The following is a 24,592-nucleotide window of genomic DNA, read 5'->3' as shown; positions in this document are numbered from 1 at the left end:
CAAGCCTAAAATAAACCAAAAACCCGGACAGATTTGTCCGGGTTTCATAGAGAAGAAGGCCTCATTGCATATGGCAGTATGCAGTTGAAGGACTTTCTTCTCAAGAATGGAGTCATTTTTCCGACGCTTACTGACTGAGCGATCTCACGCCGGGAAGAGGAACCTGTCATTAGGAAATGAAGGCAACTCTTTTATGGATGCACTTAGTATAAGACATAACTGTTTATGAGAAAAGATGTCGAGACCCGAATGAAAGAAATCTCTCATAACTTACATCCCTATAGTTGGAACACTGAGAGAATCCTTTCAGAAGGAGTGGCCGTTCTGATGATCATCACCAAGTGATTCGGCTAATTTTTTTGTAGTAATCCATTTTCAGTGCGACATTACGCTCGTAGTCGAGTTTGAAATAGCTGGTATAGAGACAATCCAGCAAGAACAGCAAAGAAAGCCTAGTCGAAAATGAAGAAATCTTATTGTAATGGCTTTCGTTTGAGCTCATGTACAGGTGGTGCGTGGCAGCGCTTGCGAAAGGAATCTCTTCAGTGGATGTGATCAACAGGATGGGCGATCGGTTATTCTTCAGAATATTCACGATTTCGGGAATGACCGTGCCCCGTCCTCCGTATGAAACAACGATGGAAAGATGCGAAGGATCGCTGGCGGCCGCAGTCAAACGTTGATGATACTCCTCAATCGGGACATTGACGAATCTGCCAATTTCCTGCATCTGAAACTTGAAGTTTTCGGCGAAAAATAAATTCCCGGCAGAGGTATATAGGTCAATCGCTGTCATCTTCTTCATCAAAGAAGCCGCCTGCCGCAGCTGTTCCAGATCCAGATTGTTGAGCGAGGACACCACCGTCTGCTCATAGAGTTCCTGCATCGTTCGCGTAATCTGGTATTGGGTTTCGTTGGGATGGATCGGATAATTGAAATCCAAGGTCGTACGTTCCTTCAGATAGTCGCCGACCGAAGCCGAGACCAGGATCTTCAATTCAGAAAGTCCGGCCAGATCCAATTTTTTGCACAAACGGTAGATCGTTGCGTTCGAAATGAAGCTGGCTTCGCTGATTTCCGCGGAAGTCATCTTCACGAAAGTTTCGGGATTTTCTTTTATATAGGAAACCAAAATTTTCTCGTTTTCGGTCAGGCTCACTAAATTGTCCATTTTACTGAAGATATTCATCTGTTGTTACCTCATTTCTTCAAAAAAATGCGCAAGAAGTCCGATTCGGAAAGCAGGGTCAGATTGTGGCCGCTGCCTTGCAGTTCGCGGACGGCTTGGATTTTACGGCTCTCGCTCGGTGTGCCGATTTTGCGCCAATCGCTGTCGGCGACGACCAGGTAAAGCGTCTCGTAGCTCAGATTGGCGTCGAAGTGGCCGCCGACATCAACAACGAACTGAGCCAAATCGTTGCGCTTCAGTTTTTGGAACCGGCCGGTAAAGCAGACGTGCTTGTCGTAAAAGACGTGTTCCTTATCGAAAAGCAGGCTCTTCGGCTTCAGTGGTGCTGCCGTTTTTGCCCGTTTGGCGGGGGTACTTTTGCCGCCTTTCGCGACTCCGAAAGCATGCGAGAACAATTTCCCCATCCGGTATTGGTATTCGTCCAAAAAGCCTTGGATATCGTAGTCGTATTGCGCCAACATTTTGCTGGTGATCAGCCCGCAGGCGACCGCATCCTCCACGGCGTTATGGTGGTTATCAATCGTCATGCCGAAGTAGTCCAACACTGTCGGCAAGCGGTTATTGTGCAGGTCCAGCATACGCTGCGCCATCTTGCAGGAACAGAAAAATTCATTCTGCATCTTCGGCAGCTTGTAGGTTTCGATCGTTTGCTGGAGGCAACTCATGTCGAATTGGGCAAAGTGGGCCACCAAAGGATCTTCCCCTATGAAGGAACGGATATCCGGATAAAGTTCGTCGAAGGAAGGTTCCCTGGCGACCATGGCCTCGGTGATGCCGTGGATCTGGATATTCCCGCGGCTGAAATATTGGCGCGGATTGATGAGCGCGTAATAGCGATCGATTTCCTTCCCTTCGGAAAAGCGGCTCAAGCCGATGGAACAGACGCTGTCACCACGGCTGTTTGCAGTTTCAAAGTCAATGGCGACGTAATCCATGTTTAGGCATACTCCTTTTGGTTATTTAGTGAATAATGAATAAATAGGCTATTGCTGCTGCAAAGCCATAATCTGTTGGTAATAAGGGATCATGCTGCCCAAAGCCGCGCCGATGATGAAGAACAACAGCATGCGGATCAAAATATAGGGCCAGCTTGCTGTATAGTCCCGGGACGGGTTTTTATTGGAGCGTCGGAAGAGGAAAAACATGCCGATTCCCGCAATCCAACCGATGGCTGATAAGAGCGCTTGGGAAGTCTCCGGATTCAGGTAGCCGATCACGAAACCGACAACCGTGGCAAAGGCCAACAAAAGCCCCTGCTTCATTTTTTCTGTCATCAAAATTTCCCCCTTTTTCGTAAGCCTATTCTACCACAAAGGTCGCTTGTGGAGTACGGTTGTGATCCGACAAAAAACCTTCCCGCTTGGCGGAAAGGCAATCGTGTTTTATAGAAACAGTAGGCCATCGAGATCGAGGATGACGATTTCCCGGTGGCTCAACTGTTTGATGAGGTGATGGTCCTCCAACGAACCCATCTTTCGGCTGATTGTTTCCGGAGTCGTCCCGAGGTAGGAAGCCAGATCCTTCTTAGACATCGGCAAAGTGATGGTGTCGCCGTCCTTTGTGGCCAATTCGGCAAGATATAGGGCCAAACGGGCTTCGACTTTTTCGGTCGCCACATAGGTTGTCTGTCTTTCCGACTTTTCCAGACGGTTAGAAAATTCCTGCAGCAACTTTAGGGAGATCGCCGGGTATTTCAACAAAAAGTGCTGCAGATCGCTCCTTTGCATCCGGCAGACTTGGGTCTCTTTCACGGCTTCGGCATAGGCTTCGTGCTTCGATTCGCTGAAGATGGCCAACTCACCGGTGAAATCGCCCGGATTAAGGAAACGCACGAGCTGCTCTTTTCCGGACTCGGCCAGCCGGTAAATGCGGATCAGGCCAGAATGGAGGATGTAGAGTGTATCCGACGTATCACCGGGGCGGTAGAGCAGTTCGCCTTTTTTGTAGGTCGCCGGATGCGTGACGGACATGATTTCGTCCATCTGGTCCGGCTCCAAGTGATTGAAGATCGGCACAAGCGAAATGCAGGAGCGGTGGGCGTTGCAAGAGCACGCGCCACTGCAGTTGTGGGCAGTTTTAGTTTGTTCGTTCATTTGGCAAATCCTCCGTTTCGGAATGGGACATGCAGTCTTGGTTGCTTAAATTGTACCGCAATCCGTCGGCTGCATGCGAATTTTATCTTAGTGCGGCGTTCGATTTCCGGTTGAATCCGATCAGTCGCATGGCGTTCAGGATGACTGCCAGGATGCTGGCTTCATGGATGAACATGCCGCTGGCGAGGTGGACGGAACCCAGCAGGACGCCCGCCAAAAGGAAGAGGACAACCCCAACCGCAATAGCAATATTCTGTTTCATGTTGCGCATCGTCGCCTTTGACAGCGAGTAAGCATGGGAAAACTGCATCAGCTTATCGGCCATCAGTACAACATCGGCCGTCTCCATCGAAATGTCGGTTCCGCCTTCTCCCATGGCCAGGCCGATGTCCGCTGTCGCGATGGCAGGTGCATCGTTTATGCCGTCCCCAGCCATGGCCACGACGGCGCCATCTGCCTGGAGTTTTTTGACGAAACGTACTTTGTCCTCCGGTAACAGCTCGGCGTGGAAGGCATCCAGCCCCAATTGTTTGGCGACCGCTTGGGCGGTATGGCGGTTGTCACCCGTCAGCATGATGATCTGTTTGATGCCTTTGCGGCGCATCTCGGCCAAAGCTTGCGGTGCGTCCTCGCGTATCTGGTCGGCAATGGAGAAGAGCCCGGCAAGCGTGCCGTCGATGGCTGCAAAAACGACGGTATTGCCGGTCTTTTCGCGCGCAATCGCATAGCTTTCTGCGGCTCCATTTATCGAGATTCCGGACTGTGCCATCAGCTTGCGGTTTCCGGCGATGAGACTGCGGCCGTCCACTGTGGCTTTTAATCCGTGTCCTTTGATGGCTTCCGCATTTTTCGGCGCAACAGTTTCCAGGCCTTGTTGATGTGCGTATTTCACGATCGTCTGTCCGAGATGATGCTCGGAAATCTGCTCCGCCGAAGCCGTCAGCTGCAGCAGTTCCTTGCGGTCGACGGCACCAAGGATATGGATGTCGGTCACTTCCGGCTTGCCTTTCGTCAGCGTGCCGGTCTTGTCGAAAACGAGCGTATCGACTTTGGAGAAGCGATCCATGACTTCGCCGCCTTTCACCAGCACGCCGTATTTGGCGCCGTTGCCGATGCCAGCCACGTTCGATACCGGAGCGCCGATCACGAGGGCGCCAGGGCAGGCGATCACAAGGAAAGTGATGGCAAGATGCAGGTCACGCGTCCAAGCGTAAACGATGACGGAGAGCACCACGATGGCAGGCGTGTAGAAGTTGGCGAAAGCATCGAGGAAACGTTCGGCCTTGGATTTGGATTCCTGCGCCTCTTCGACCAATTCGATGATTTTTGCGAAAGTCGTGTCATCGCCGATCTTTTCCGCGATCATTTCGATGAAGCCATCGTCCACCAAAGTCCCCGAAAAGACTTTATCGTCCAAGGATTTGTTGGCCGGGATCGCTTCGCCCGTCACAGCGGCTTCGTTGATGGCCGCCTGACCCTTCACGATGATGCCGTCAACCGGAATTTTGCCGCCTGGTTTGATGAACAGCCGATCCCCGACAGCCACGTCCTCGACCGGAACGACGACTTGATCGGTGCCATGCAGGACGATGGCTTCCTGAGGCGCCATGTCAATCAAGGACCGCAGAGAAGAGCGGGTCTTTTCCAAGGTGCGTGCTTCCAGGAAATCACCGAAAAGAAACAGAAAAGTCACAACGGAAGACTCCGTATATTCGCGGATGAACAGCGCGCCGATGACGGCAATCATCACCAGCAATTCGATGCTGAAAGCCTTCATCCGCAACGCCAGGTAGGCTTTGTACATAATAGGCACCACTGCGATGAGCGTTGCTACGATGAGGGCGTAGTCAGCAGCTGCGGCATATCCAAGGGTCTTCAAGGTGAAGCCGAGCGCAATCAGGATTCCTGAGAGTGCGGTGATGCGGTTTTTGTATTTGTTGATCCATTTGATCACTAGGATGACCTCCTTTTATATTTCCTATAGCCTTATCATACGCCACCAGGCAGGAAAGCGACTTGATCATAGTCAAGCTTTAGTTGCGGAATTTCGATAAGCAGAACCTCAACCGTTCTCCTCCGGCGAACGGAGGCTACGCCGGAGTACGACCCACATTTAAGGTTTGTGCTCCGATGAGGACAGGCTCGCAGGAGAAGAGGCCGTAAATTACCGCTGTTCTCCGTTGTGGGAAGCCCCACCGGAGGAGCGCAGCGACTTCGAGTACTTCGACGCTCAACTCCGATGAGCGGCACGCCACCGCTCAATAGCATCCGAACACAAAAAAGCTGCCTGCAAATTGCAGACAGCTGAGTCATTCGGCAGGGCCGAATATTATTATAGAAGAGAAGACTAGATAGCATCCCCATCAACAACGGCAGCGTCGTCATTCAGGATGGAGGGGTCGAATTCCCCGATGTTGCGGGAAGAAACGACGCCCGCCAGCATGCTGTCGTTGACGTTCGTCAAGGTACGCATCATGTCGATGACTGGTTCAACCGAGATGACAAGTCCGGCAATTGTGACAGGCAAGTTCATGGCGCCCAGAACGATCAAAGCGGCGAAAGTCGCACCGCCGCCGACACCGGCAACACCGAAGGAACTGATGGTAACGACCAGGATCAATGTCAATACAAAACCGATGCTGGTGACGTCGATGCCCAAAGTCGGTGCCACGATGGTAGCTAACATGGCAGGGTAGACGCCCGCGCAACCATTTTGACCAATCGACAAGCCGAAGCTGGCAGCAAAGTTGGCGGAGGCATCATCGACGCCCAAAGCTTTCGTTTGCGTTTCAACGTTCAAAGGCAGTGCGCCGGCGCTGGAACGGGCAGTGAAGGCGAAGCTCAATACCGGGAAAGCTTTCTTGAAATAGGTGATTGGATTAACGCCGACGCCTGCCAGAATCAAGCTGTGTACCAGCAGGACGACAAGCAAAGCGGCATAGGAAGCGATCACGAACAGTCCCAAGTTGACGATGGCCTGGTAGCTGGATGTCGCCATCATTTTGGTCATCAAGGCCAAGATTCCGTATGGAGTCAAGCGAAGGATCAAGGTAACGATGCGCATAACGATTGATTGGATGACTTGCAGTCCTTTATTGAACAAAGCAGCATTTTCGGGTTGTTTTTTCTTGATGCCCAAATACGCGATCCCGACAAAAGCGGAAAATACAACTACAGCAATCGTGCTTGTGCTGCGCAGCCCCGCCAAATCTTGGAAGATGTTGGTCGGGATAAAGCTGAGCACTTGACCAGGAATCGTCAAGTCAGCCACTTGCGTCTGTTGGGTAGTCAAGGCTTCGATTCTTGCAGTTTCAGCGGAACCTTGCGTGAATTGTGCGCCGTCAAGATTGAACAGGATGACGGATGCCCATCCGATAAGAGCGGCGATGGCGGTTGTGCCCAGCAAAGTGCCGAGTACGGATCCACTGATTTTGCCCAGATTTTTGGTTTCTTCGATGCGAGTAAAAGCGCCCACTATCGATACGAAAATCAATGGGATGATCAGCATCTGCAGGAAGCGGACATAACCGTTACCGACGATATTGATCCAATCGATGGCAGTGATTGTAATTGTGCTGTCCGGTGCGAATAGCAGCTGGATGGCGGCCCCGAAGATAACCCCTAAAGCTAACGCGATGAAAACACGTTTTGAAAACTTAACGTGTTTGGCGCCCAAACGATAAAGTGCGAAAAGCAATGCCGCAAATACGGCTAGAATAATGATGATGGAAATGATGTCCATTTGAATTCCTCCTTTAATTTATCTATCTCGAGAACAAAAAAAGCCCTCGTCCCTATACTCCAAATGCTTGGAATACAGGGACGAAAGCTCTTCGTGATCCACCCTTATTCGCACGACCCTCGCGGATGGTGCCTTATGAAGTACGCAAAATCAGCCATACTTCTGTATGCTATCGGGTACAAACCGAAATGACACTAACGCATCATTTTGCTCCGAGACGCATTTTCGCTTTCCAGACCATGCCTCTTCTCACCGACTGAGGCTCTCTTTGATGACCCTGAAAGGTACTTCTTCTCTTCAACGCACAACTTATTTTCATTTGTGTTTTCATGATAGCATGCTTATTTTTCGAAAGCAACTAATATCCCTCGATTCAGGAATAACCGGATTCTGTATAACATTGAATTGATGCGGTCAGAAATAACTCGTCAAAACCAATTTTGCGGGGAATCTCGCCAAAAAACTCGAACCCCAGACCAGACAATCACGGATCCAAACCACAAAGAAAGGGGATGCCTCGAAATGAGACAGCCCCTAAAATAATCTAGGATTCTTTGACCGAGTGGACTTCGTAACCCAGTTTTTGGATCGTTTCGCTGATGTCATTCCCTGAAGTCTTGTTGCCGTCGAATTCGGCTTTGACTTTGCTTGAGTTGAACAACACTTTGACGGTTTCGACCCCGTCGATTTTGCTGACGGCGGATTCGATTTTCTTGACGCAGGATGGGCAAGTGACGGGTCCTAATTGGATAACGGCTTGGCTCATGATTGATTCCTCCTATTTGTCTGGTATGACTATAGTATAAGCGGAATCGCTGAGAGAATACTTGACCGGCGTCAAGTATTCGAAATCATTTTTAGTTTTGAGATACCCGCTGCCTATCCGCACCGTATTTTTAAACAGTCGGAAGGGTGCTCTTGACGGGGCGTCTTTTTTGTTGCGCGCGGGGGTGGAACCCGAGCGACATTCGATAATTTGGCCCACCTGCTTATCGCGCCCACAACCGCAAGAGAACAAAAGAAGAGGTAGCTCCCTATCGAGGCAACCTCTTCTCTTCGCACTCACAATGTTTTCAATGCTTCCTCGATCGGATCGAGTTTGTCCACTTCGGTCACGGGAGCTTCCGTTTCGGCATCGAATTTTCCCCCTGCTTCAGGAGTCTTCGCGGCGAATTTTTGCTTGACTGTGTCGGTCGTTTCCTGGGCCTTTTCTTTGACTTGCTCGACGGCCTCTTTCGCAGTTTCTTTGGCGGTTTCCGTGGCCTGATCGGCGTAGTCCATCACCTTGTCTAACGCTTCATCGGCTTTTTCAGCCAAATCTTTGCGGATATCCTTGCCTGGCTTTGGTGACAGAAGCAGGGCGATTCCTCCGCCGATCAAAAGCCCTCTGACGAAACTAGAAAATTTTCCCATTGTCGGTTCCTCCTTTATTTAGTACAAATACCATCATACAAAAGAACGGGTTGGATGCTTGAAGTGAAGAACAAGGACAATTTTACACCCTCAGTATAAGCCACTCGCAACCGTAAACAAAACAAAAACCACTGGCTTGGACTAAATATCGCTCATCTTCTTATTGATCTGAACCATGCTCAAGCGGCCTGTATGTTCCAGCATGTATTCGTAGTTGGCCAAGTAGTCCTTTTCGAAGATGCCGCTGTAGAAAAGATCTAGGATATAGCTGAAGCCAGCGGAAGAAGCGAATTGGCCGATTTTCGAATAGTACTTTTCCCAAGGCGGGATGAAGAAATTGTAGTCGCAGGCTTCGCTGAGGCTGTTCTGTCCGAATGACGTGATCGAAATCGTCTTTGTTCCGCCGTAACGGCACAATTTGGCATCGCCGATCGTTTCATGGGTTTCGCCGGTATAGGACAGCAGAATCGCCACGTTTTCCTCGGAGGAACGGCTGGCGTAATAGTCCTGTTCGCCCGGTCCGCTGGCGACAATCACGCGCTTGCCAATGCGCATGCAGTGGTATTGGAACTCCTTGGCATGGGCAATCGTCGAGTGGGAACAGTAAACGTTGATCGTTTCGGCCGACTCCAGGAGCGCGAGGGTCTCCTGCAAACATGTGTAATCCAGCAAGCTTTTGGTTTCCTCGATGGCGGCTTCCTTCAAGGCTGCAATGTTGGTTGCGATTTTCTGCACTTTGTCGCCGCTTTGGATTGGGAAGTTGGCGTCCAATTTTTGGCCCGAGTGGAAGTCCGATTTCTGTTCCGTCAAGTATTTGAGTTTGAAATCATTGAAGCCTTTATAACCGAGCTTCTGGCAAACCCGGACGACGGTGGCGTTCGACGTGAAGGTGTGCTTGGCCACTTGTAAAGTCGTCATATCGACAACACTGTCAAAATGATTGATGAAATATTCCACTACTGCCTTTTCCGTTCCGGAAAAGGATTCCGAAGCAAGCTTCGTCTGCAAATCCATTCTGCTCTTCACCTCATTCAATATGCTGTAATCCGTAATGTCATTACATGCAAATAGCGTAATAAAAACAAATTATGTAACCGCTTTCCGGATGCGTCCGGAAGTATATACGCGGGGTCTCTTAATGGTTATGATAGCATTAATAACAGCTTTAGAGGAGGAAAAAAATGAGTAGATTTCCAAAAGGATTTTTGTGGGGCGGGGCGATCGCCGCGAATCAAGCGGAAGGCGCCTATCTAGAGGATGGCAAGGGTTTGGCCATCTCCGATGTTTTGACGAATGGGGTGCTGTCGCAACCCGATGAGGCAATCGATCCGGATAAATTCTATCCGAGCCATGAAGCGATCGATTTTTACCACCGTTACGGAGAAGACCTGCAATACATGGAAGAAATGGGCTTCAAGGCTTTCCGGACCTCGATTTCCTGGGCGCGCATTTTCCCGACAGGTGAAGAAGAGGAGCCGAACGAAAAAGGTCTGCAGTTCTATGATGACCTGTTTGCGGAAATGCTGAAGCGCGGCATGGAGCCGGTTGTGACTTTGTCGCATTATGAAACGCCTTATGCCTTGGTACAGAAGTACAACGGCTGGGAAAGTCGCGAACTGATCGGGCTGTTCGAGAAATATTGCCGGACCGTTTTCGAACGCTACAAGGACAAAGTCAGCTATTGGATGACCTTCAACGAAATTAACAACATGCACACAATCCCCTTTGCGGCAGGTGCCGTGATTTTGGATGAAACGGACGAAAATGAAAAACTGCGAGTCATCTATCAGGCTTCGCACAACATGTTCGTCGCCAGCGCCAGAGTCAACAAGCTTTGCCACGAAATCATGCCAGAAGCGCAGATCGGCTGCATGCTTTCCTTGAGCGCGGTCTATCCGAATACCTGCAAACCGGAGGACGTCTTCGGGGCGATGTCGTTGCGAAGACGCTCCTTGTTCTTCAGCGATGTGATGCTGAGAGGGAGATACCCATCCTATGCCGACCGCATTTTTGAGGAGTACGCCATCCAGCTTGAGATAGGCGAAAATGATCTGGCGGAAATCGCCGCTTATCCGAGCGATTACCTTGGTTTCAGCTATTACCGCAGCACGACCTATAAAGATGGTATGAAGATTTTGGGCAACACGGGCGGCATCATCGGCGAGAAGAATCCGTACCTGGACGAAACGCCTTGGGGCTGGCAGATTGATCCATTGGGACTGCGTTACGTCTGCAACGAGCTCTACGACCGTTATCAAAAACCGCTGTTCATCGTTGAGAACGGTATGGGCAGCAATGACGATGTGACTGCGGACAACAAAATTCATGATGACTACCGCATCGATTACACGAAGAAACATCTGGTCGAAGTGGCCGAAGCAGTGAAGGATGGCGTTCCGGTCATGGGCTATACCTACTGGGGACCTATCGATATCGTCAGTGCCGGAACCGGCGAAATGAAGAAACGCTATGGCTTCGTTTACGTTGACAAGGACAACGAAGGTAACGGTTCGCTGAAGCGCCTTAAGAAGGACAGCTTCTATTGGTACCAGCAAGTCATCACAACAAACGGAGAAAGCCTGTTCGAATAGGACGGGTTGATCATAAGCAAGACAGCTTGAAACAGTTGAAGGAGGAATTATAAATGGGTTTCATGGACAAACTTAGCTCAGGGATCGATGTCGTTGCCGAAAAGGTCGAGGGGAACAAATATCTCCGTGCCATCAAGGATGCATTCACAGCCTACATGCCTTTCATCATCATCGGCTCGTTCGCGTTGCTGTTCAATGTGCTGCTGACCAGCCCGACGACCGGACTTGCCCAGTTCGCGCCGTTCAGTTTTCTGACCGCATTGGCACCGGCGTTCAGCACGATCAATTTCGCGACGATGGACATCATGTCGCTGCTCATTCCTTTATTTTTGGCTTCAAATCTTGCAAAAAGCAATAATACGAATCCGTTGATCACAAGCGCGGTCGCATTGATCGCTTACGTCATTGTGGTTCCGCAATTCTTCACTACGACAGTCGATGGTGTACAGCAGGTTGTCAAAGGGTTACCGGCTACCAGCACAAACGCTTCTGGCTTGTTCATCGGGATGATTTTGACGATCCTGGTTGTCGAACTGTTCACAAAATTATCCAATGTGAATGCTTTGCGCATCAAAATGCCGCCGAGCGTGCCGGGCGGTATCGTCGCTTCCTTCAACGTGCTGTTGCCGATTTTCGTGACGTTGATCATCGTGGCACTTGCAGCTCAATTGTTCCTGAATACCACTGGCATGTACATGAATGAATTTATCTACAAAATCGTGCAGGCACCGTTGGAAAGGTTGGTCCAAAGCCCAGGCGGTATCATGCTGCTGGTTATTGTCAGCCAAATCTTCTGGTTGGTGGGCATCCATGGCGGTTTGATTATTTCACCGATCCGCAATCCGTTATTGATTGCAGCTTTGGCTAACAACATTGCAGCCGTCCAAGCCAGTGAGCCAGCAACGAATCCTGTCACAATGGGATTCTGGATGTCCTTCATCGTTCCTGGCGGAGCCGGGTTGACGTTGTCGCTGTTGATTGCCATCCTGATTGCTTCCAAGCGTGATGACCACAAGGCTGTCGCAAAAGTGTCCTTCATGCCCGGTTTGTTCGGGATCAGCGAACCTGTCGTTTTCGGTCTGCCTTTAGTGTTGAATCCGGTTTTTGCGATTCCTTTCGTCTTCGCCTCCAGCATCGGCACGGCAATCGCGCTGTTCTTCAACCAGATCGGCTTCCTGCAGCCGAATACGGTGGACGTGCCATTCGGGCTTCCGCTTGGCGTAGGCGCCTTCCTTGGCTACGGCATCAACGGCGTCATCGTGCAGCTGCTGATCATGGCCTTGGGTGTCGTGATGTATATGCCGTTCGTCTTGGCTGCCAATAAAGCGACGGTTGCGGCAGAGGAAACGGAAATCGAAACAGAAAGCCAAATTGCCACAGAAAAAATTTAAGCACAACCTAACCAAAACAGAAAAGGGGACATATAAATGGAAAGTTACTATCCGAAAGATTTTCTCTGGGGCGGCGCCATCGCCGCCAACCAGGCGGAAGGTGCCTGGAATGTGGACGGGAAGGGCATGTCGGTAGCCGATGTCGCCCGTTTCAAACCGAACATCTCGGTTGAAGACTACAAATCGCAATGGCACGTTTCTTTGGAGGACATTGCCATCGCGAAGGAGACCGATGATGTCGTTTATTATCCGAAAAGAAGGGGCATCGACTTCTTCCACCGCTACAAGGAAGATATTGCCTTGTTCGCTGAAATGGGCTTCAAAGTACTGCGCGTTTCGATTGCCTGGACCCGGATTTTCCCGAACGGAAACGAAGCGGAGCCGAACCAAAAAGGCTTGGACTATTACCGCGATCTGCTGGAAACGCTGCGGGCGCACAACATCGAACCATTGGTGACGCTGTCGCACTATGAAATGCCGCTATATCTGGTGGAACACTACGATGGCTGGGTTTCGCGTGAAGTCGTCGGTTTCTTCACCAAATTCAGCGAGACGGTCTTCCGCGAGTACAAGGATTTGGTGACCTACTGGCTCTCCTTCAACGAAATCGATAGCGTCTTCCGCCATCCGTTCACGACGGTCGGCGTGGTCGAAGAGAAATACGCTGACAAAAAAGCTGCCGAAGAAGCCATCTACCAAGCGTTGCACCACCAATTCGTGGCCAGTGCGGAAGCGACCAAGCTGTTGCGCGAAATCATCCCTGGTGCGCAGATGGGCGCCATGTTGACGAAGACGATGACCTATGCCGAAACTTGCGATCCGGATGAGGTGCTGATGGCGCAAAAAGCCAACCGCGACAATCATTTCTATGCGGATGTGCAGATTTTCGGAGAATATCCGAAGTATGTATTGAATTACTTCGAAGAGAATGGCTTCAAGATTGATAGGACAGAAGAAGATTTACAGTTATTGAAAGATTATACGGTCGATTTCCTTTCCTTCAGCTACTACATGTCGATGGTCGTGTCGAAAAACGCGTCCCAACGCGAAAAAGTCGGCGGCAACCTGATGACTGGCGTGAAAAATCCGTATCTGAACACCTCCGAGTGGGGCTGGCAAGTCGATCCGGTCGGGCTGCGCATTTCCTTGATCGATCTCTATGATACTTATCGCATCCCGCTGTTCATCGTCGAGAATGGTATCGGCTCGACCGATGTGCTGACCGAAGACGGCACAGTAGAGGACGATTACCGGATTGCTTATTTCCGCGACCATTTCGAACAAATGAACTTGGCCATCAAGGATGGGGTCGAATTGATGGGGTACACTTCGTGGGGGTGCATCGACATCGTCAGCGCTTCGACTTCCCAGATGACGAAACGCTACGGCTTCATCTATGTGGATTCCGATGATCTTGGCAACGGCACCTACAACCGCTTCAAAAAGAAATCCTTCCATTGGTACAAGGATGTCATCGAAACAAACGGCGCCAGCCTGTATGCTGAATTGCAGACCGCAGCAAAATAATCAAAAAAACCAAATCAGGTGGCGTGTGACTTGCCATCCGATTTGGTTTTTTAAGTCCGGAAAAATTGTACAGTCGGCAAAGAGGGTTTCACAGGAGAAAAACAAGCTCGCCAATATTTTGCCTGAGAGTCCACAATAATTCGACTTCTTGTCTAACAATATTTACATTGTCCATCCAAAAGTGTTAGTATTATTAATGTAACCGATACCGAAAAGATCCAAAAAAATGGTAGCGGTTACGGAGAGGCCTTCCGCAAGCGTAGGCAATTAACAGTGTATTCAATTTTTATGTATAAAAGATCGAGGAGGATGGCAAATGGCTTTAAGAGAAGACTTTTTATGGGGTGGCGCTACTGCTGCCAATCAATGTGAAGGTGGATACAACGAAGGTGGACGTGGTTTGGCGAACGTTGACGTTGTTCCCGTCGGCAAGGACAGAGGGGCCATCATCACAGGCAAAATGAAAATGTTCGATTTTGACGATGAGCATTTCTATCCTGCGTTGGAAGCTATCGACATGTACCACCGCTATAAAGAAGACATCGCACTTTTTGGCGAAATGGGCTTCAAAACATACCGTTTATCAATCGCGTGGACACGCATCTTCCCTAACGGCGACGAGCAAGAGCCGAATGAAGAAGGTCTGAAATTCTACGAAGACTTGTTCAAAGAGTGCCATAAATACGGAATCGAACCATTAGTGACAATCACGCATTTTGATTGCCCGATGCACTTGATCACAGAGTACGGCGGCTGGCGCAACCGCAAAATGGTCGGATTCTATGAGAATCTATGCCATGCCATTTTCAACCGCTACAAAGGTCTGGTTAAATATTGGTTGACTTTCAATGAAATCAACATAATCCTGCACGCGCCATTCATGGGTGCCGGTCTGTACTTCGAAGAAGGCGAAAACGAAGAACAAGTCAAATTCCAATCTGCGCATCACGAGTTGATGGCCAGTGCGATCGCTACCCGCATCGCGCATGAAGTGGATCCTGAAAACCAAGTAGGTTGTATGTTGGCGGCTGGTAACTACTATCCATATACTTGCGATCCTAAAGACGTATTCAAAGCGCAACAAGAAGACCGTGAAAACTACTTCTTCATCGATGTGCAATCACGCGGCGAATACCCTGCTTACGCGCTGAAAAAATTGGAACGCGAAGGCATCGAGATCCAGATGGAGGAAGGCGACAAAGAAATCCTGAAAGCAAACACAGTCGATTTCATTTCCTTCTCCTACTATGCTTCACGCGTAGCTTCTGCAGATCCTGCAGTAAACGCAAAAACAGCAGGCAATATTTTTGAATCCGTGAAAAATCCATACTTGGATGCGAGCGAATGGGGATGGCAGATTGATCCATTGGGACTGCGCATCACGATGAATGCGATGTACGATCGCTACCAAAAACCATTGTTCATCGTTGAAAATGGTTTGGGAGCTGTCGATGTGCCGGACGAAAACGGCTATGTCGAAGACGATTACCGCATCGCCTACATGGCGGCGCATATCGAAGCCATGAAAGATGCCGTGAACTTGGATGGCATCGATCTGTTGGGTTACACAAGCTGGGGCTGTATCGACCTTGTCAGCGCGGGAACAGGCGAAATGAAGAAACGTTACGGTTTCATCTACGTCGACCGCGACAACGAAGGCAAAGGTACGCTGAAACGTACGAAGAAAAAATCCTTCAACTGGTACAAACAAGTCATCGCCAGCAACGGGGAAGATTTGTCGTTCTAATGGCCAATTGGTTCGCTTGCTAGAGCAAGCGGATAATGCATAAGAGAATAAAAAGAGCAGCAGCGAGGCGGAGAATGCCTCGCTGCTGCTCTTTTTTGTGGGGTGCTCACTATTGGGGTTGTCTCCTCCGGCGAGGGCTTGCTTCCCGGAGGAACCGGACGAAATCTGATTACCAACTCGGGCGAGGATCCGCTCATCGGAGTAAGCGGCTGAAACCGACCAGTCAGCTCCGATCAAGACGTTCCGTTTATTTTTTCCGGTAAAACGCGGTCGGTCTTCCGACTGTCCCGTATTCCAACCGCATTTCGATGACATGTTTGTCCTCCAGATAGCGCAGATATTTCCGGACCGAAACATGGGAAAGGTTCGCCAGACTGGTGATGTCGTTCACGGTAAAATCGCCTTTTTGTTGGTCGACGCAAGCCATGATCATGCTCAGAGTCGAGGGGGTCAAGCCCTTATCGATGGCATCGTCATCTTTCTCCTCAGGTTGCTTATCTAGCGATCGGAGCTGATCCAACTGCTTTTGCGTGACTGGCTGACGGGAATGAAGAAGTTCTTGGCGCTGCACGAAAGCTTCGATGCTCTTTTCGAAGCGTTTGAACTGGAACGGCTTGAGGATGTAGTCGACGATGCCGCACTGCAGGCCGATCCGGATGGCTTCCTGTTCGCCGGCCGCCGTGATCATGATCAGATCGGCCGGGTAATCCCTTTTCCGCAGCGATCGGATTAGATCCAAGCCGCTCTTCCCCTGAATGTTGACGTCGACCAACAGCAAATCGTAAGTATGCTTGCTGGTCAAGCGGATGGCCTCCTCAAAGCTGCCGCAAGTCCCCGATACGATAAAGCCGGGTATTTTCTCAAGATAACGACGATTGATGGACAATACCATCGGGTCGTCCTCCACAATCAATACATGATAGACCATCATTTACCGTCCTTTCGGTACGCCGTCTTCAAAGAAATCTTGATCCGGCGCTCATTACTTTCGAGATCCAGTTGCCCATCCACTCTTTTCAGCAGTTGGGCAATGACCGGTGCATGCAGTTCTTCCGTTAGCCGTTCCTTCATGGCGGGCTCCAGCTGCAATTCATACACGGTCTCCAACCGGTCGTTCCAGAAGCCGAAATGGATCTGTAGGTCATCCGCGAGCCTGTTTTCCAAAATGAATTGGTCTAGAAACCGGATGATGTTGATCCAACACTGGACAGCCGTATGATCGGTCGTCGGCGGCACATCCGGATAGACTTCGATCATGAACGGATAGTTTTGCTCCGTGAATTTGCTACGCTCGCCGATCAGGAAGCCTGCGATGACCGGATTTTTGACCAGGAAAATCATACGATGCGAAAATTCCTGCTCCGGTTCGAGGATTTTGCCGAGGTAGTCGTTCAGTTCCTCGTATTCTTCCAGATCCGCCAAGCCGTAGATGACATGCAGCTTGTTCAGGAAGTCATGCGATTGCGTCTGCAGAGTGGTGGTGTAGGTAGCGGCATTGAATAACTGATCCGTCAGCAGATAGAGCTCCGTGGCATCCCGCATCAGGATGATCTGGCCGATGACCTTTTTGGCGACGGTGATCGGGGCTGTCGAAAGCAGGTAGTCCACGCCGTCCTGATGATAGATCCGGTCAGTCGTTTTGTCCTGTCCGACCAACTGGTTCAAGTCCTGCGCAACGGGCAACAGCGATTGGATGGGCATGCCGACGATGGCCTCATCCACTTCGTCCCGTTGGAACAGTTTTTTCGCCTCCAGGTTGGAGAGGACGACTCGGTTGTCCTTGTCGGTGACGATGATGGCGTCCTTCGTGTTCTCCAGCATCGCATTGCGTTCTTCCAATAATCTGGCTATTTCGATGGGCTCCAGATTGTACATTTGGTTTTTGAGCTGGAAAGCCGTGAAAATCGCGGCGGCAGCGCCGAATAGCAGGCTGACCGCGAAACTGACGGAGAAGGGCTGCATCGTTTTCTTGGCGATCGAAGCAAGCGTTGTCGTCTTGATGCCAATCGCGACGACGCCTATTTCTACGTTTTCCGCATTGAAGACAGGGACGAAGGCGCGTAGCGATTGTCCTAGCGTACCTTGCGCGATTGAAGTTGTCTCCTGTCCCGAAAGTGCGGCTTCTTCATCGCCGCCCTGGAAAGGGGCGTTGATTTTTTCCGGATCGGGATGGGTCAGGCGGATGCGGTCCATCGTCATGACCACGACGAAGTCCAATTGGTAGGTTTCGGTTATTTGATTAGCGTAGGCCTGCACTTCCAGATTGGTTGCTCCATCGCTTAAAGTCTGGATCACCAAGGGCTGCGCGGCCACGATTTCAGCGATGGACAGGAGTTCCTCCTCTTCCTGCGTCTGCGTCGCTTCATAGATGCGGTTAGTCAGCGAGAGGTACAGGACGCTGACCGTCAGAGCCACCGTGACCAATACCATCAAGGTGAGCTTCACCCATAAGCGCTGGTTTTTCCATTTTTGCTTCAGTTTGATCATTCATCCATTTTCCCTTCCTATTACACAGCCATTATACCAAATGAAAAGTAGGCGTTCTTAATTTAATTAATTGAATAACACTTAAATTAATTAAATAATCTATTTTAAATCTGTAAGCGGTAGCATAATGAAATCAGGTTAAAGAAAGCGCTTCAATATTGCGGTTAATCAAAAGGAGGAGAAGGAAAGTGAGAGATACGACAAAAGAATTGGAGCTTGAACAGCTCCCGGGCATTTCAGAGTTGACGGTTTTCGACAGATTTAAGAATGCGAAGGTAGGCGCGATTCCGTTGCCGACTTATCTCGTGATGTCAGCCATTATAATAGCTTCTGCTTATCTGGGCGAATTGCCCGTCAACATGCTTGGCGGTTTCGCAGTCATCTTGAGTTTGGGTTGGCTTCTGGGAGGAATCGGCGCAAGTATCCCGGGATTGAAGAATTTCGGGGGATCGGCCATCCTTTCGCTGATGGTGCCATCGATCATGGTATTCATGAATATTTTCAATCAAAATACGCTGGATGCGGCGAACATGCTGATGAGGGAAGCAAACTTCCTGTATTTCTACATCGCTTGTCTTGTCTGCGGCAGTATTCTGGGGATGCACCGCAAGATTCTGGTTCAAGGCTTGATCCGGATGATCATCCCGATGGCAGTGGCGATGATCGCCGCTTTGATCGTCGGAACTTCAATCGGAACTTTGTTGGGACTTGGGTTTGAGCATACGCTCTTCTACATCGTGACACCGATCATCGCAGGTGGAATCGGCGAAGGCATCCTGCCGTTATCGTTGGGTTACAGCGCCATCACCGGCATCCCGAGTGGAGAACTGGTGGGTCAACTGATTCCAGCAACGATCATCGGCAACTTCTTCGCAATCATCTGCTCCGGTATTTTGAACCGTTTGGGCGAAAAATATCCTGAGAAAAGCGGCAAGGGCCAATTGATCAAATTCGGCGGCGACGACGATATGGCTGACGCCATGCAGGAAGACAAGAGCCCGCTGGACATCAAATTGATGGGCGCTGGCGTATTGACGGCTTGCACACTCTTCATCGCAGGCGGACTTTTGGAAAGACTTACGGGATTCCCGGGACCGGTCCTGATGATCCTGATCGCTGCAACCATCAAATACTTGAGCTTGTTGCCTAAAGATGTTGAAAAAGGTTCGAAACAGCTGTACAAATTCGTTTCCGGCAACTTCACTTTCCCGTTGATGGTCGGCTTGGGCTTGTTGTACATCCCACTTAAAGACGTCGTCGGCATGCTTTCTTGGCAGTATTTCGTGGTCGTGATCTCAGTCGTGTTGACCGTTGTCTTGACCGGTTTCTTCGTCGGCGGAAAAATGAACATGAACCCGATCGAAGCAGCCATCGTAACAGCTTGCCAAAGCGGCATGGGCGGAACCGGGGATGTTGCCATCCTATCGGCTTCCAACCGCATGAATCTGATGCCATTTGCTCAAGTAGCTACACGTTTGGGTGGAGCCATCACCGTTATTTCCATGACATCCTTATTGCGTTTCCTGTTCTAACGACATAAAAACCAAAAACTAAAACGAGAAGAAAGAGAGTGTGTTCACTATGACAAATGTAAATGAAAAAGCATTAGCTATCAGCAAAAAATTCGGCGGTAAATTGGAGATCATTTCAAAAGTGCCGATCGAAACGATGGAAGATCTGAGCATCGCCTATACACCGGGCGTCGCAGCTGTCTGCATGGAAATCGCAAACAACAAAGAATCCGTCTATACTTATACCACTAAAAAGAACCTGGTTGCCGTCGTAACCGATGGATCGGCTGTCCTGGGCTTGGGCAATATCGGACCGGAAGCAGCCATTCCGGTTATGGAAGGCAAAGCGGCCTTGTTCAAACGCTTCGGGAATGTGGATGCCGTTCCGATTTCCTTGAATACGCAGGATGTTGAAGAAATCATCTCGCACGTTGCTGCCATCGCACCTTCTTTCGGCGGGATCAACCTGGAAGACATCAGCGCGCCTCGCTGCTTCGAAATCGAACGTCGCTTGAAAGAGATGTTGGACATTCCGGTCTTCCATGATGACCAACATGGGACCGCGATCATTGTTCTGGCTGCCCTTTACAATTCCTTGCGCCTGACAGGCAAAAAAATCGATGAGATTCAAGTGGTCGTCAATGGCGGCGGTGCTGCAGGGATCGCCATCAGCCAAATGTTCCTTTCCGCTGGCATCAAGAATCTGATGGTCGTGGATCGCACCGGCATCATTTCCGAAACCGATCCTGAATTGGCCGAACGCCATGTGGAAATCTCAAAAGTGACGAACCGCAGTTTCCGGACCGGAACTTTGGAAGATGCAGTTGTCGGAATGGACGTATTCGTCGGCGTATCCGCGCCAGGCGTCCTGAAGAAGGAATGGATCGCGACCATGAACGAAAAACCGGTCATCTTCGCGATGGCGAACCCGACACCGGAAATCTTCCCGGATGAAGCAAAAGCAGGCGGCGCCTATATCGTCGGCACCGGCCGCAGCGACTTCCCGAACCAAATCAACAATGTGCTGGCATTCCCGGGAATCTTCCGCGGCGCCTTGGATGCACGTGCCAAAGACATCACAATCGAAATGCAGCTTGCCGCAGCGCGCGGCATCGCCAGCATCGTCAGCGATGAGGAACTGAACGTCGACTATATCATGCCGGATGTCTTCACTCCGGGCGTGGCTGACATCGTAGCCGCCAGCGTTATGAACGCAGTCAAAAAAGAGGAAGTACTTGTTTAAAGCATAAATGTAGAGGGAAGAAGGTACCGACCGTGTCGGTGCCTTCTTTTTTTCGCGGTTTCCGGTATTTTTGGGTTCGGAAGTCGGAGGTGTCGGTTGAATGGATGATGAAGAATGCGGAAAAGCCGATTCTCTTTTAGAGCATTATTGAGTCACCCCGTAAAATATGAAAAAAATTTCATCAAATTCGGATATGTACAAACAACTGCTTCATCTGTTATGGTTAAACCATCATAAAAGCATCAATATTCAGATGAAACCACAAAATGGAGGCGTGACAATGAGTGAGAGCAATCAAAGAATGGGCTTCAGAATAAACCAAGATATTCCCCGGCCGACCCCGGATCTGCTGGAAAGACTGAACAAATTTACTGTGCCTGAATTGTGCGACGGGATGGATCTCTTTCGGGCAATGGATTACCAAATTAAGCCGATGGTGACAACGCAAAAAATCATCGGACCTGCCGTCACGCTGCAACTTACGCTCGGTGACAGTCTGGTCGTACCGAAAGCCCTTGAAGTGGCGCAACCGGGTGATATCATCGTCATCGATGCGAAAGGAAGTTGCAATAACGCTGTTTGGGGCGATAATCGCAGTCGCGTGGCTAAAGGGCTTGGAGTTGCAGGAGTCGTGATCGACGGTGCTTTCCGGGATATCGAAGAAAATGAAGCGATTGGCTTGCCAATTTATGCTCGTGCAAACACGTGCGGCAGAAGTACGAGGAGCGCGAAAGGGGAAATTAATGTGCCGATTTCCTGCGGCGGCGTGTCGGTGCGCCCCGGGGACATCATCGTCGGGGACCGCAATGGGGTCGTCGTGATTCCGTTGGAGCATGCCGAGGAAATCATCCAAGCAGCCCAAGAGCAAGTGGATAAGATGGAGGCGCAAATTGCGAAATTCGAAGCGACCGGCCAGATCGTCCCGGACAGCCTGGAAAAGGAATTGAAAAGATTAGGCTATTAAAAGAGTACTAACATTCGAATAAATAAGGCAAAACCACCTGTGCGCCCTGCACAGGTGGTTTTGATTTTAGCTGTCTTTATTCATTTTCAGATTCTGGATGTTCAGGAAGTTCTGCGTGGATTTGGCTACACCCCCGAATAAGGTCGCTTTTCGCTTGAGCGAACTGCTGACGACACTGGTATCACACGAAAGTTTACCTTTGAGATCTCCCTTAAGAATGCTGATCAATTCAGGGATTTGCGAATAAATGGAACTGTTGATCACCACAAGATCGGGTTCGTAGATCACCGCCAAATTATTGACGGCGATGCTCAAATAATGCGCATTGGTCCGAAGTGTTTTTTGGACAACAGGATCGCCTTTTTTGTAGCGTTCAATCACTACAGATGAATTGAGGTCAGGTAATGCAAGCATCTGTTCCAATTCGCTGTAGATGGCCTGGTGGGATGCGTACTGTTCGAGGCAACCGTCATTGCCGCAAGGACACTTCCGGCCATCGGGGTAGAGGATACTGTGGCCAATTTCACCGGCTATACCTTTTTTACCAGTCCTCAGTTTCCCATTTTCCACAATTCCGGCTCCGATGCCCGTATGGATGCTCAGGCTGACGACGCTGTCCGAAATGGACCCAAAAGTATATTCACCAAGCGCCGCCAGATTCGCTTCATTTTCCAAATATACATAAAAGGGATACATTTCTTCTAATTGTGCTTTCAGATCGCTCTGCAAAACATAGTTGGGCGTAAAGGTGATTTCTTCCTGATTGACGAGCCCGTGGATCGCAACACAGAGTCCGGTGATGCCGTGCGGCGTTTCCAAAGCATGTTGCGTCAATTTTTCAACCATTTCCGTGATATAGGCGAGGACATTGTCGTAAGAAACTTTGATGCCTCTGATTTCGGATTCATAAAGAATCTTGCCATCAATATAGGCGATGAGACCTTCGATGTAGTTGGGTGCGACATCCAAGGAAAGGGTAAGCGCAGCTTTTCCATTAAAAGTGAGCATGATGGGCTTCCGTCCGCCGATTCTGGCTGCATCGCCGATACGGTCTTCATGGATCAACTCATCTTCCAACAGTTTCTTGGTGATAGAGGATACGGAGGCCTTATTCAGACCTGCAAGGACGGATAATTCAGCGCGGGAAATCTCTTTCTGGCTGATAATAGCATTCAAAATAATTGCCTCATTGTTTTCGCGGATCGTATATTTGCTGTGAATCAATAAAACCACTCCTTCTTCCTTCGTTATCTATCATATATCTTCTGAAAGCGCTTGACAACAAAAAAATAATCGTTTATATTATGTTCATGAGTTAGTTGAGCGAACTAACTCAAAGACGAGATAACATTTTTGAGGAGGAAAAGAAATGAGTTATTTTTCAACAGTAGATAAAATTAAATATGAAGGCGTTACCACAGAGAACCCGATGGCATTCCGTCATTACAATCCGTCAGAAGTCGTGATGGGCAAAACGATGAAAGAGCATTTACGCTTTGGTGTTGCTTATTGGCACACAATGACGCAGGACGGCTCCGATCCTTTCGGAAGTCCTACGAACATCCGCACGTGGGTAGGGTCCACTCCGATGGAAACCGCAAAAAATCGCGTGGAAGCTTTCTTTGAAATTTTGGAAAAACTGGATGTTGAATATTTCTGCTTCCATGATGTTGATATCGCACCAGAAGGAAATTCATTGGGAGAATTTTTCAATAATATCGATGAAATCACGGATCTGTTCAAAGAAAAAATGGATCAAACCGGCATCAAACTGTTGTGGAATACAGCAAATATGTTCTCTCACCCACGATATGTGAACGGAGCAGCTTCTTCCAATAGCGCTGAAGTTTTTGCCTTTGCAGCGGCACAAGTGAAAAAAGGCTTGGACATCAGCAAGAAATTGGGCGGCGCAAACTACGTCTTCTGGGGTGGCCGTGAAGGCTATGAGTCTTTGTTGAATACGGACATGAAATTCGAACAGGACAATATTGCCCGATTGTTCAAAATGGCCGTTGCTTACGGCGAGAAAATCGGCCACAAACCTCAGTTCCTGATCGAACCGAAACCGATGGAGCCATCGAAACACCAATATGATTTCGATGCGGCAACAACAATGGCCTTTATCCAAAAATACGGCCTCGAAGGCGACTTTAAACTGAACCTGGAAGCGAACCACGCGACATTGGCAGGACATACGTTTGAGCATGAAATGAATGTAGCCCGTTGCTACGATGCACTCGGATCGATCGATGCCAACCAAGGCGACATGTTGTTGGGCTGGGATACAGACGAATTCCCGACGAACATCTATGATACGACATTGGCTATGTATGAAATCCTTGAAAACGGTGGGATTGCGCCGGGCGGAATCAATTTCGATTCCAAAGTACGCCGCTCCTCATTCGAAATGGAAGATCTTTTGTTGGCGCATATCGCCGGGATGGACACTTTTGCCCGCGGATTGAAAGCTGCTGCCAAGTTGAAAGAGGAACGTTTCTTCGATGATCTGAAAGACAAACGCTATGCTAGCTACAATGATGGGGTTGGTGCAAGGATCTTGTCGGATCAAGAAACGTTGGAATCATTAACAGAGTATTCCATGCAAAATGGAGACATCAAACTAGAGTCAAGCCATCTTGAATTCGTCAAATCCCGTTTGAACGACTACCTAGTATAATCCATTCCGAAGTCGTT

At 49.5% G+C, this 24,592-nt stretch carries 20 protein-coding genes; 8 read left to right on the top strand and 12 right to left on the bottom strand.

Annotated elements, in window-relative coordinates:
* Positions 1 to 334: 334 nt before the first annotated feature.
* From BLV66_RS11155 to BLV66_RS11115, 9 genes are all read right to left on the bottom strand, one after another.
* Positions 335 to 1,189, bottom strand: a complete 855-nt coding sequence (locus BLV66_RS11155; RefSeq protein WP_086986240.1) for a MurR/RpiR family transcriptional regulator — start codon at positions 1,187 to 1,189, stop codon at positions 335 to 337.
* A gap of 11 nt (positions 1,190 to 1,200) precedes the next feature.
* The gene (locus BLV66_RS11150) at positions 1,201 to 2,124 is read right to left on the bottom strand and encodes an exonuclease domain-containing protein (protein WP_086986239.1); all 924 of its coding nucleotides are present in this window, start codon (positions 2,122 to 2,124) and stop codon (positions 1,201 to 1,203) included.
* A 48-nt stretch (positions 2,125 to 2,172) separates the two neighbouring features.
* Positions 2,173 to 2,463, bottom strand: a complete 291-nt coding sequence (locus BLV66_RS11145; RefSeq protein WP_086986238.1) for a hypothetical protein — start codon at positions 2,461 to 2,463, stop codon at positions 2,173 to 2,175.
* Between the two features lie 108 nt (positions 2,464 to 2,571).
* Complete coding sequence (locus tag BLV66_RS11140; protein ID WP_086986237.1) at positions 2,572 to 3,282, bottom strand: Crp/Fnr family transcriptional regulator; 711 nt, start codon at positions 3,280 to 3,282, stop codon at positions 2,572 to 2,574.
* An 82-nt stretch (positions 3,283 to 3,364) separates the two neighbouring features.
* Positions 3,365 to 5,236, bottom strand: a complete 1,872-nt coding sequence (locus tag BLV66_RS11135) for a heavy metal translocating P-type ATPase (RefSeq protein WP_086986236.1) — start codon at positions 5,234 to 5,236, stop codon at positions 3,365 to 3,367.
* 393 nt (positions 5,237 to 5,629) lie between these two features.
* Positions 5,630 to 7,024 (bottom strand): L-cystine transporter, encoded by a 1,395-nt coding sequence (locus BLV66_RS11130; protein WP_086986235.1) that lies wholly within the window; start codon positions 7,022 to 7,024, stop codon positions 5,630 to 5,632.
* 544 nt (positions 7,025 to 7,568) lie between these two features.
* Positions 7,569 to 7,790: a heavy-metal-associated domain-containing protein gene (locus BLV66_RS11125; RefSeq protein WP_086986234.1), complete on the bottom strand. Its 222-nt coding sequence runs from the start codon at positions 7,788 to 7,790 to the stop codon at positions 7,569 to 7,571.
* Between the two features lie 296 nt (positions 7,791 to 8,086).
* Positions 8,087 to 8,437, bottom strand: a complete 351-nt coding sequence (locus BLV66_RS11120; RefSeq protein WP_086986233.1) for a YtxH domain-containing protein — start codon at positions 8,435 to 8,437, stop codon at positions 8,087 to 8,089.
* A 141-nt stretch (positions 8,438 to 8,578) separates the two neighbouring features.
* The gene (locus tag BLV66_RS11115) at positions 8,579 to 9,451 is read right to left on the bottom strand and encodes a MurR/RpiR family transcriptional regulator (protein ID WP_086986232.1); all 873 of its coding nucleotides are present in this window, start codon (positions 9,449 to 9,451) and stop codon (positions 8,579 to 8,581) included.
* Between the two features lie 167 nt (positions 9,452 to 9,618).
* Here BLV66_RS11115 and BLV66_RS11110 point away from each other — a divergent pair, with 167 nt between their 5' ends.
* From BLV66_RS11110 to BLV66_RS11095, 4 genes are all read left to right on the top strand, one after another.
* A complete protein-coding gene (locus tag BLV66_RS11110) occupies positions 9,619 to 11,028 on the top strand; it encodes a glycoside hydrolase family 1 protein (RefSeq protein ID WP_086986231.1) in 1,410 nt (469 codons plus the stop codon).
* A gap of 53 nt (positions 11,029 to 11,081) precedes the next feature.
* Positions 11,082 to 12,419 carry a PTS sugar transporter subunit IIC gene (locus BLV66_RS11105; protein ID WP_086986230.1) on the top strand — a complete coding sequence of 446 codons (1,338 nt, stop codon included), beginning with the start codon at positions 11,082 to 11,084 and terminating at the stop codon, positions 12,417 to 12,419.
* 36 nt (positions 12,420 to 12,455) lie between these two features.
* On the top strand, positions 12,456 to 13,946 hold the full coding sequence (locus BLV66_RS11100; protein WP_086986229.1) for a glycoside hydrolase family 1 protein: 1,491 nt from the start codon (positions 12,456 to 12,458) through the stop codon (positions 13,944 to 13,946).
* Positions 13,947 to 14,262: 316 nt separating this feature from the next.
* Positions 14,263 to 15,693, top strand: a complete 1,431-nt coding sequence (locus BLV66_RS11095; protein WP_086986228.1) for a 6-phospho-beta-glucosidase — start codon at positions 14,263 to 14,265, stop codon at positions 15,691 to 15,693.
* A gap of 247 nt (positions 15,694 to 15,940) precedes the next feature.
* Here BLV66_RS11095 and BLV66_RS11090 read toward each other — a convergent pair whose 3' ends face one another.
* Complete coding sequence (locus tag BLV66_RS11090) at positions 15,941 to 16,624, bottom strand: response regulator (protein ID WP_245826686.1); 684 nt, start codon at positions 16,622 to 16,624, stop codon at positions 15,941 to 15,943.
* A complete protein-coding gene (locus BLV66_RS11085; RefSeq protein WP_245826685.1) occupies positions 16,621 to 18,180 on the bottom strand; it encodes a Spo0B domain-containing protein in 1,560 nt (519 codons plus the stop codon). Before BLV66_RS11085 ends, BLV66_RS11090 begins: the two co-directional genes overlap by 4 nt.
* A gap of 233 nt (positions 18,181 to 18,413) precedes the next feature.
* Here BLV66_RS11085 and BLV66_RS11080 point away from each other — a divergent pair, with 233 nt between their 5' ends.
* The 3 genes from BLV66_RS11080 (at position 18,414) to BLV66_RS11070 (ending at position 21,898) form a co-directional block, all read left to right on the top strand.
* On the top strand, positions 18,414 to 19,712 hold the full coding sequence (locus tag BLV66_RS11080; RefSeq protein ID WP_245826715.1) for a 2-hydroxycarboxylate transporter family protein: 1,299 nt from the start codon (positions 18,414 to 18,416) through the stop codon (positions 19,710 to 19,712).
* 49 nt (positions 19,713 to 19,761) lie between these two features.
* Entirely contained in the window at positions 19,762 to 20,934 is a 1,173-nt protein-coding gene (locus BLV66_RS11075; RefSeq protein ID WP_086986226.1) for an NAD(P)-dependent malic enzyme, read from the top strand.
* Between the two features lie 280 nt (positions 20,935 to 21,214).
* Positions 21,215 to 21,898 carry an RraA family protein gene (locus BLV66_RS11070; protein ID WP_176974245.1) on the top strand — a complete coding sequence of 228 codons (684 nt, stop codon included), beginning with the start codon at positions 21,215 to 21,217 and terminating at the stop codon, positions 21,896 to 21,898.
* Positions 21,899 to 21,964: 66 nt separating this feature from the next.
* On the opposite strand, the gene BLV66_RS11065 is transcribed toward BLV66_RS11070, so the two are convergent.
* The gene (locus BLV66_RS11065; protein WP_086986224.1) at positions 21,965 to 23,122 is read right to left on the bottom strand and encodes an ROK family transcriptional regulator; all 1,158 of its coding nucleotides are present in this window, start codon (positions 23,120 to 23,122) and stop codon (positions 21,965 to 21,967) included.
* A gap of 145 nt (positions 23,123 to 23,267) precedes the next feature.
* Here BLV66_RS11065 and xylA point away from each other — a divergent pair, with 145 nt between their 5' ends.
* Positions 23,268 to 24,575 carry a xylose isomerase gene (xylA, locus tag BLV66_RS11060; RefSeq protein WP_086986223.1) on the top strand — a complete coding sequence of 436 codons (1,308 nt, stop codon included), beginning with the start codon at positions 23,268 to 23,270 and terminating at the stop codon, positions 24,573 to 24,575.
* Positions 24,576 to 24,592: the final 17 nt, after the last annotated feature.

The organism is Trichococcus collinsii, assembly GCF_900107505.1.
Classification (GTDB): domain Bacteria; phylum Bacillota; class Bacilli; order Lactobacillales; family Aerococcaceae; genus Trichococcus; species Trichococcus collinsii.
This window is presented reverse-complemented; position numbering and strand designations above follow the sequence as displayed.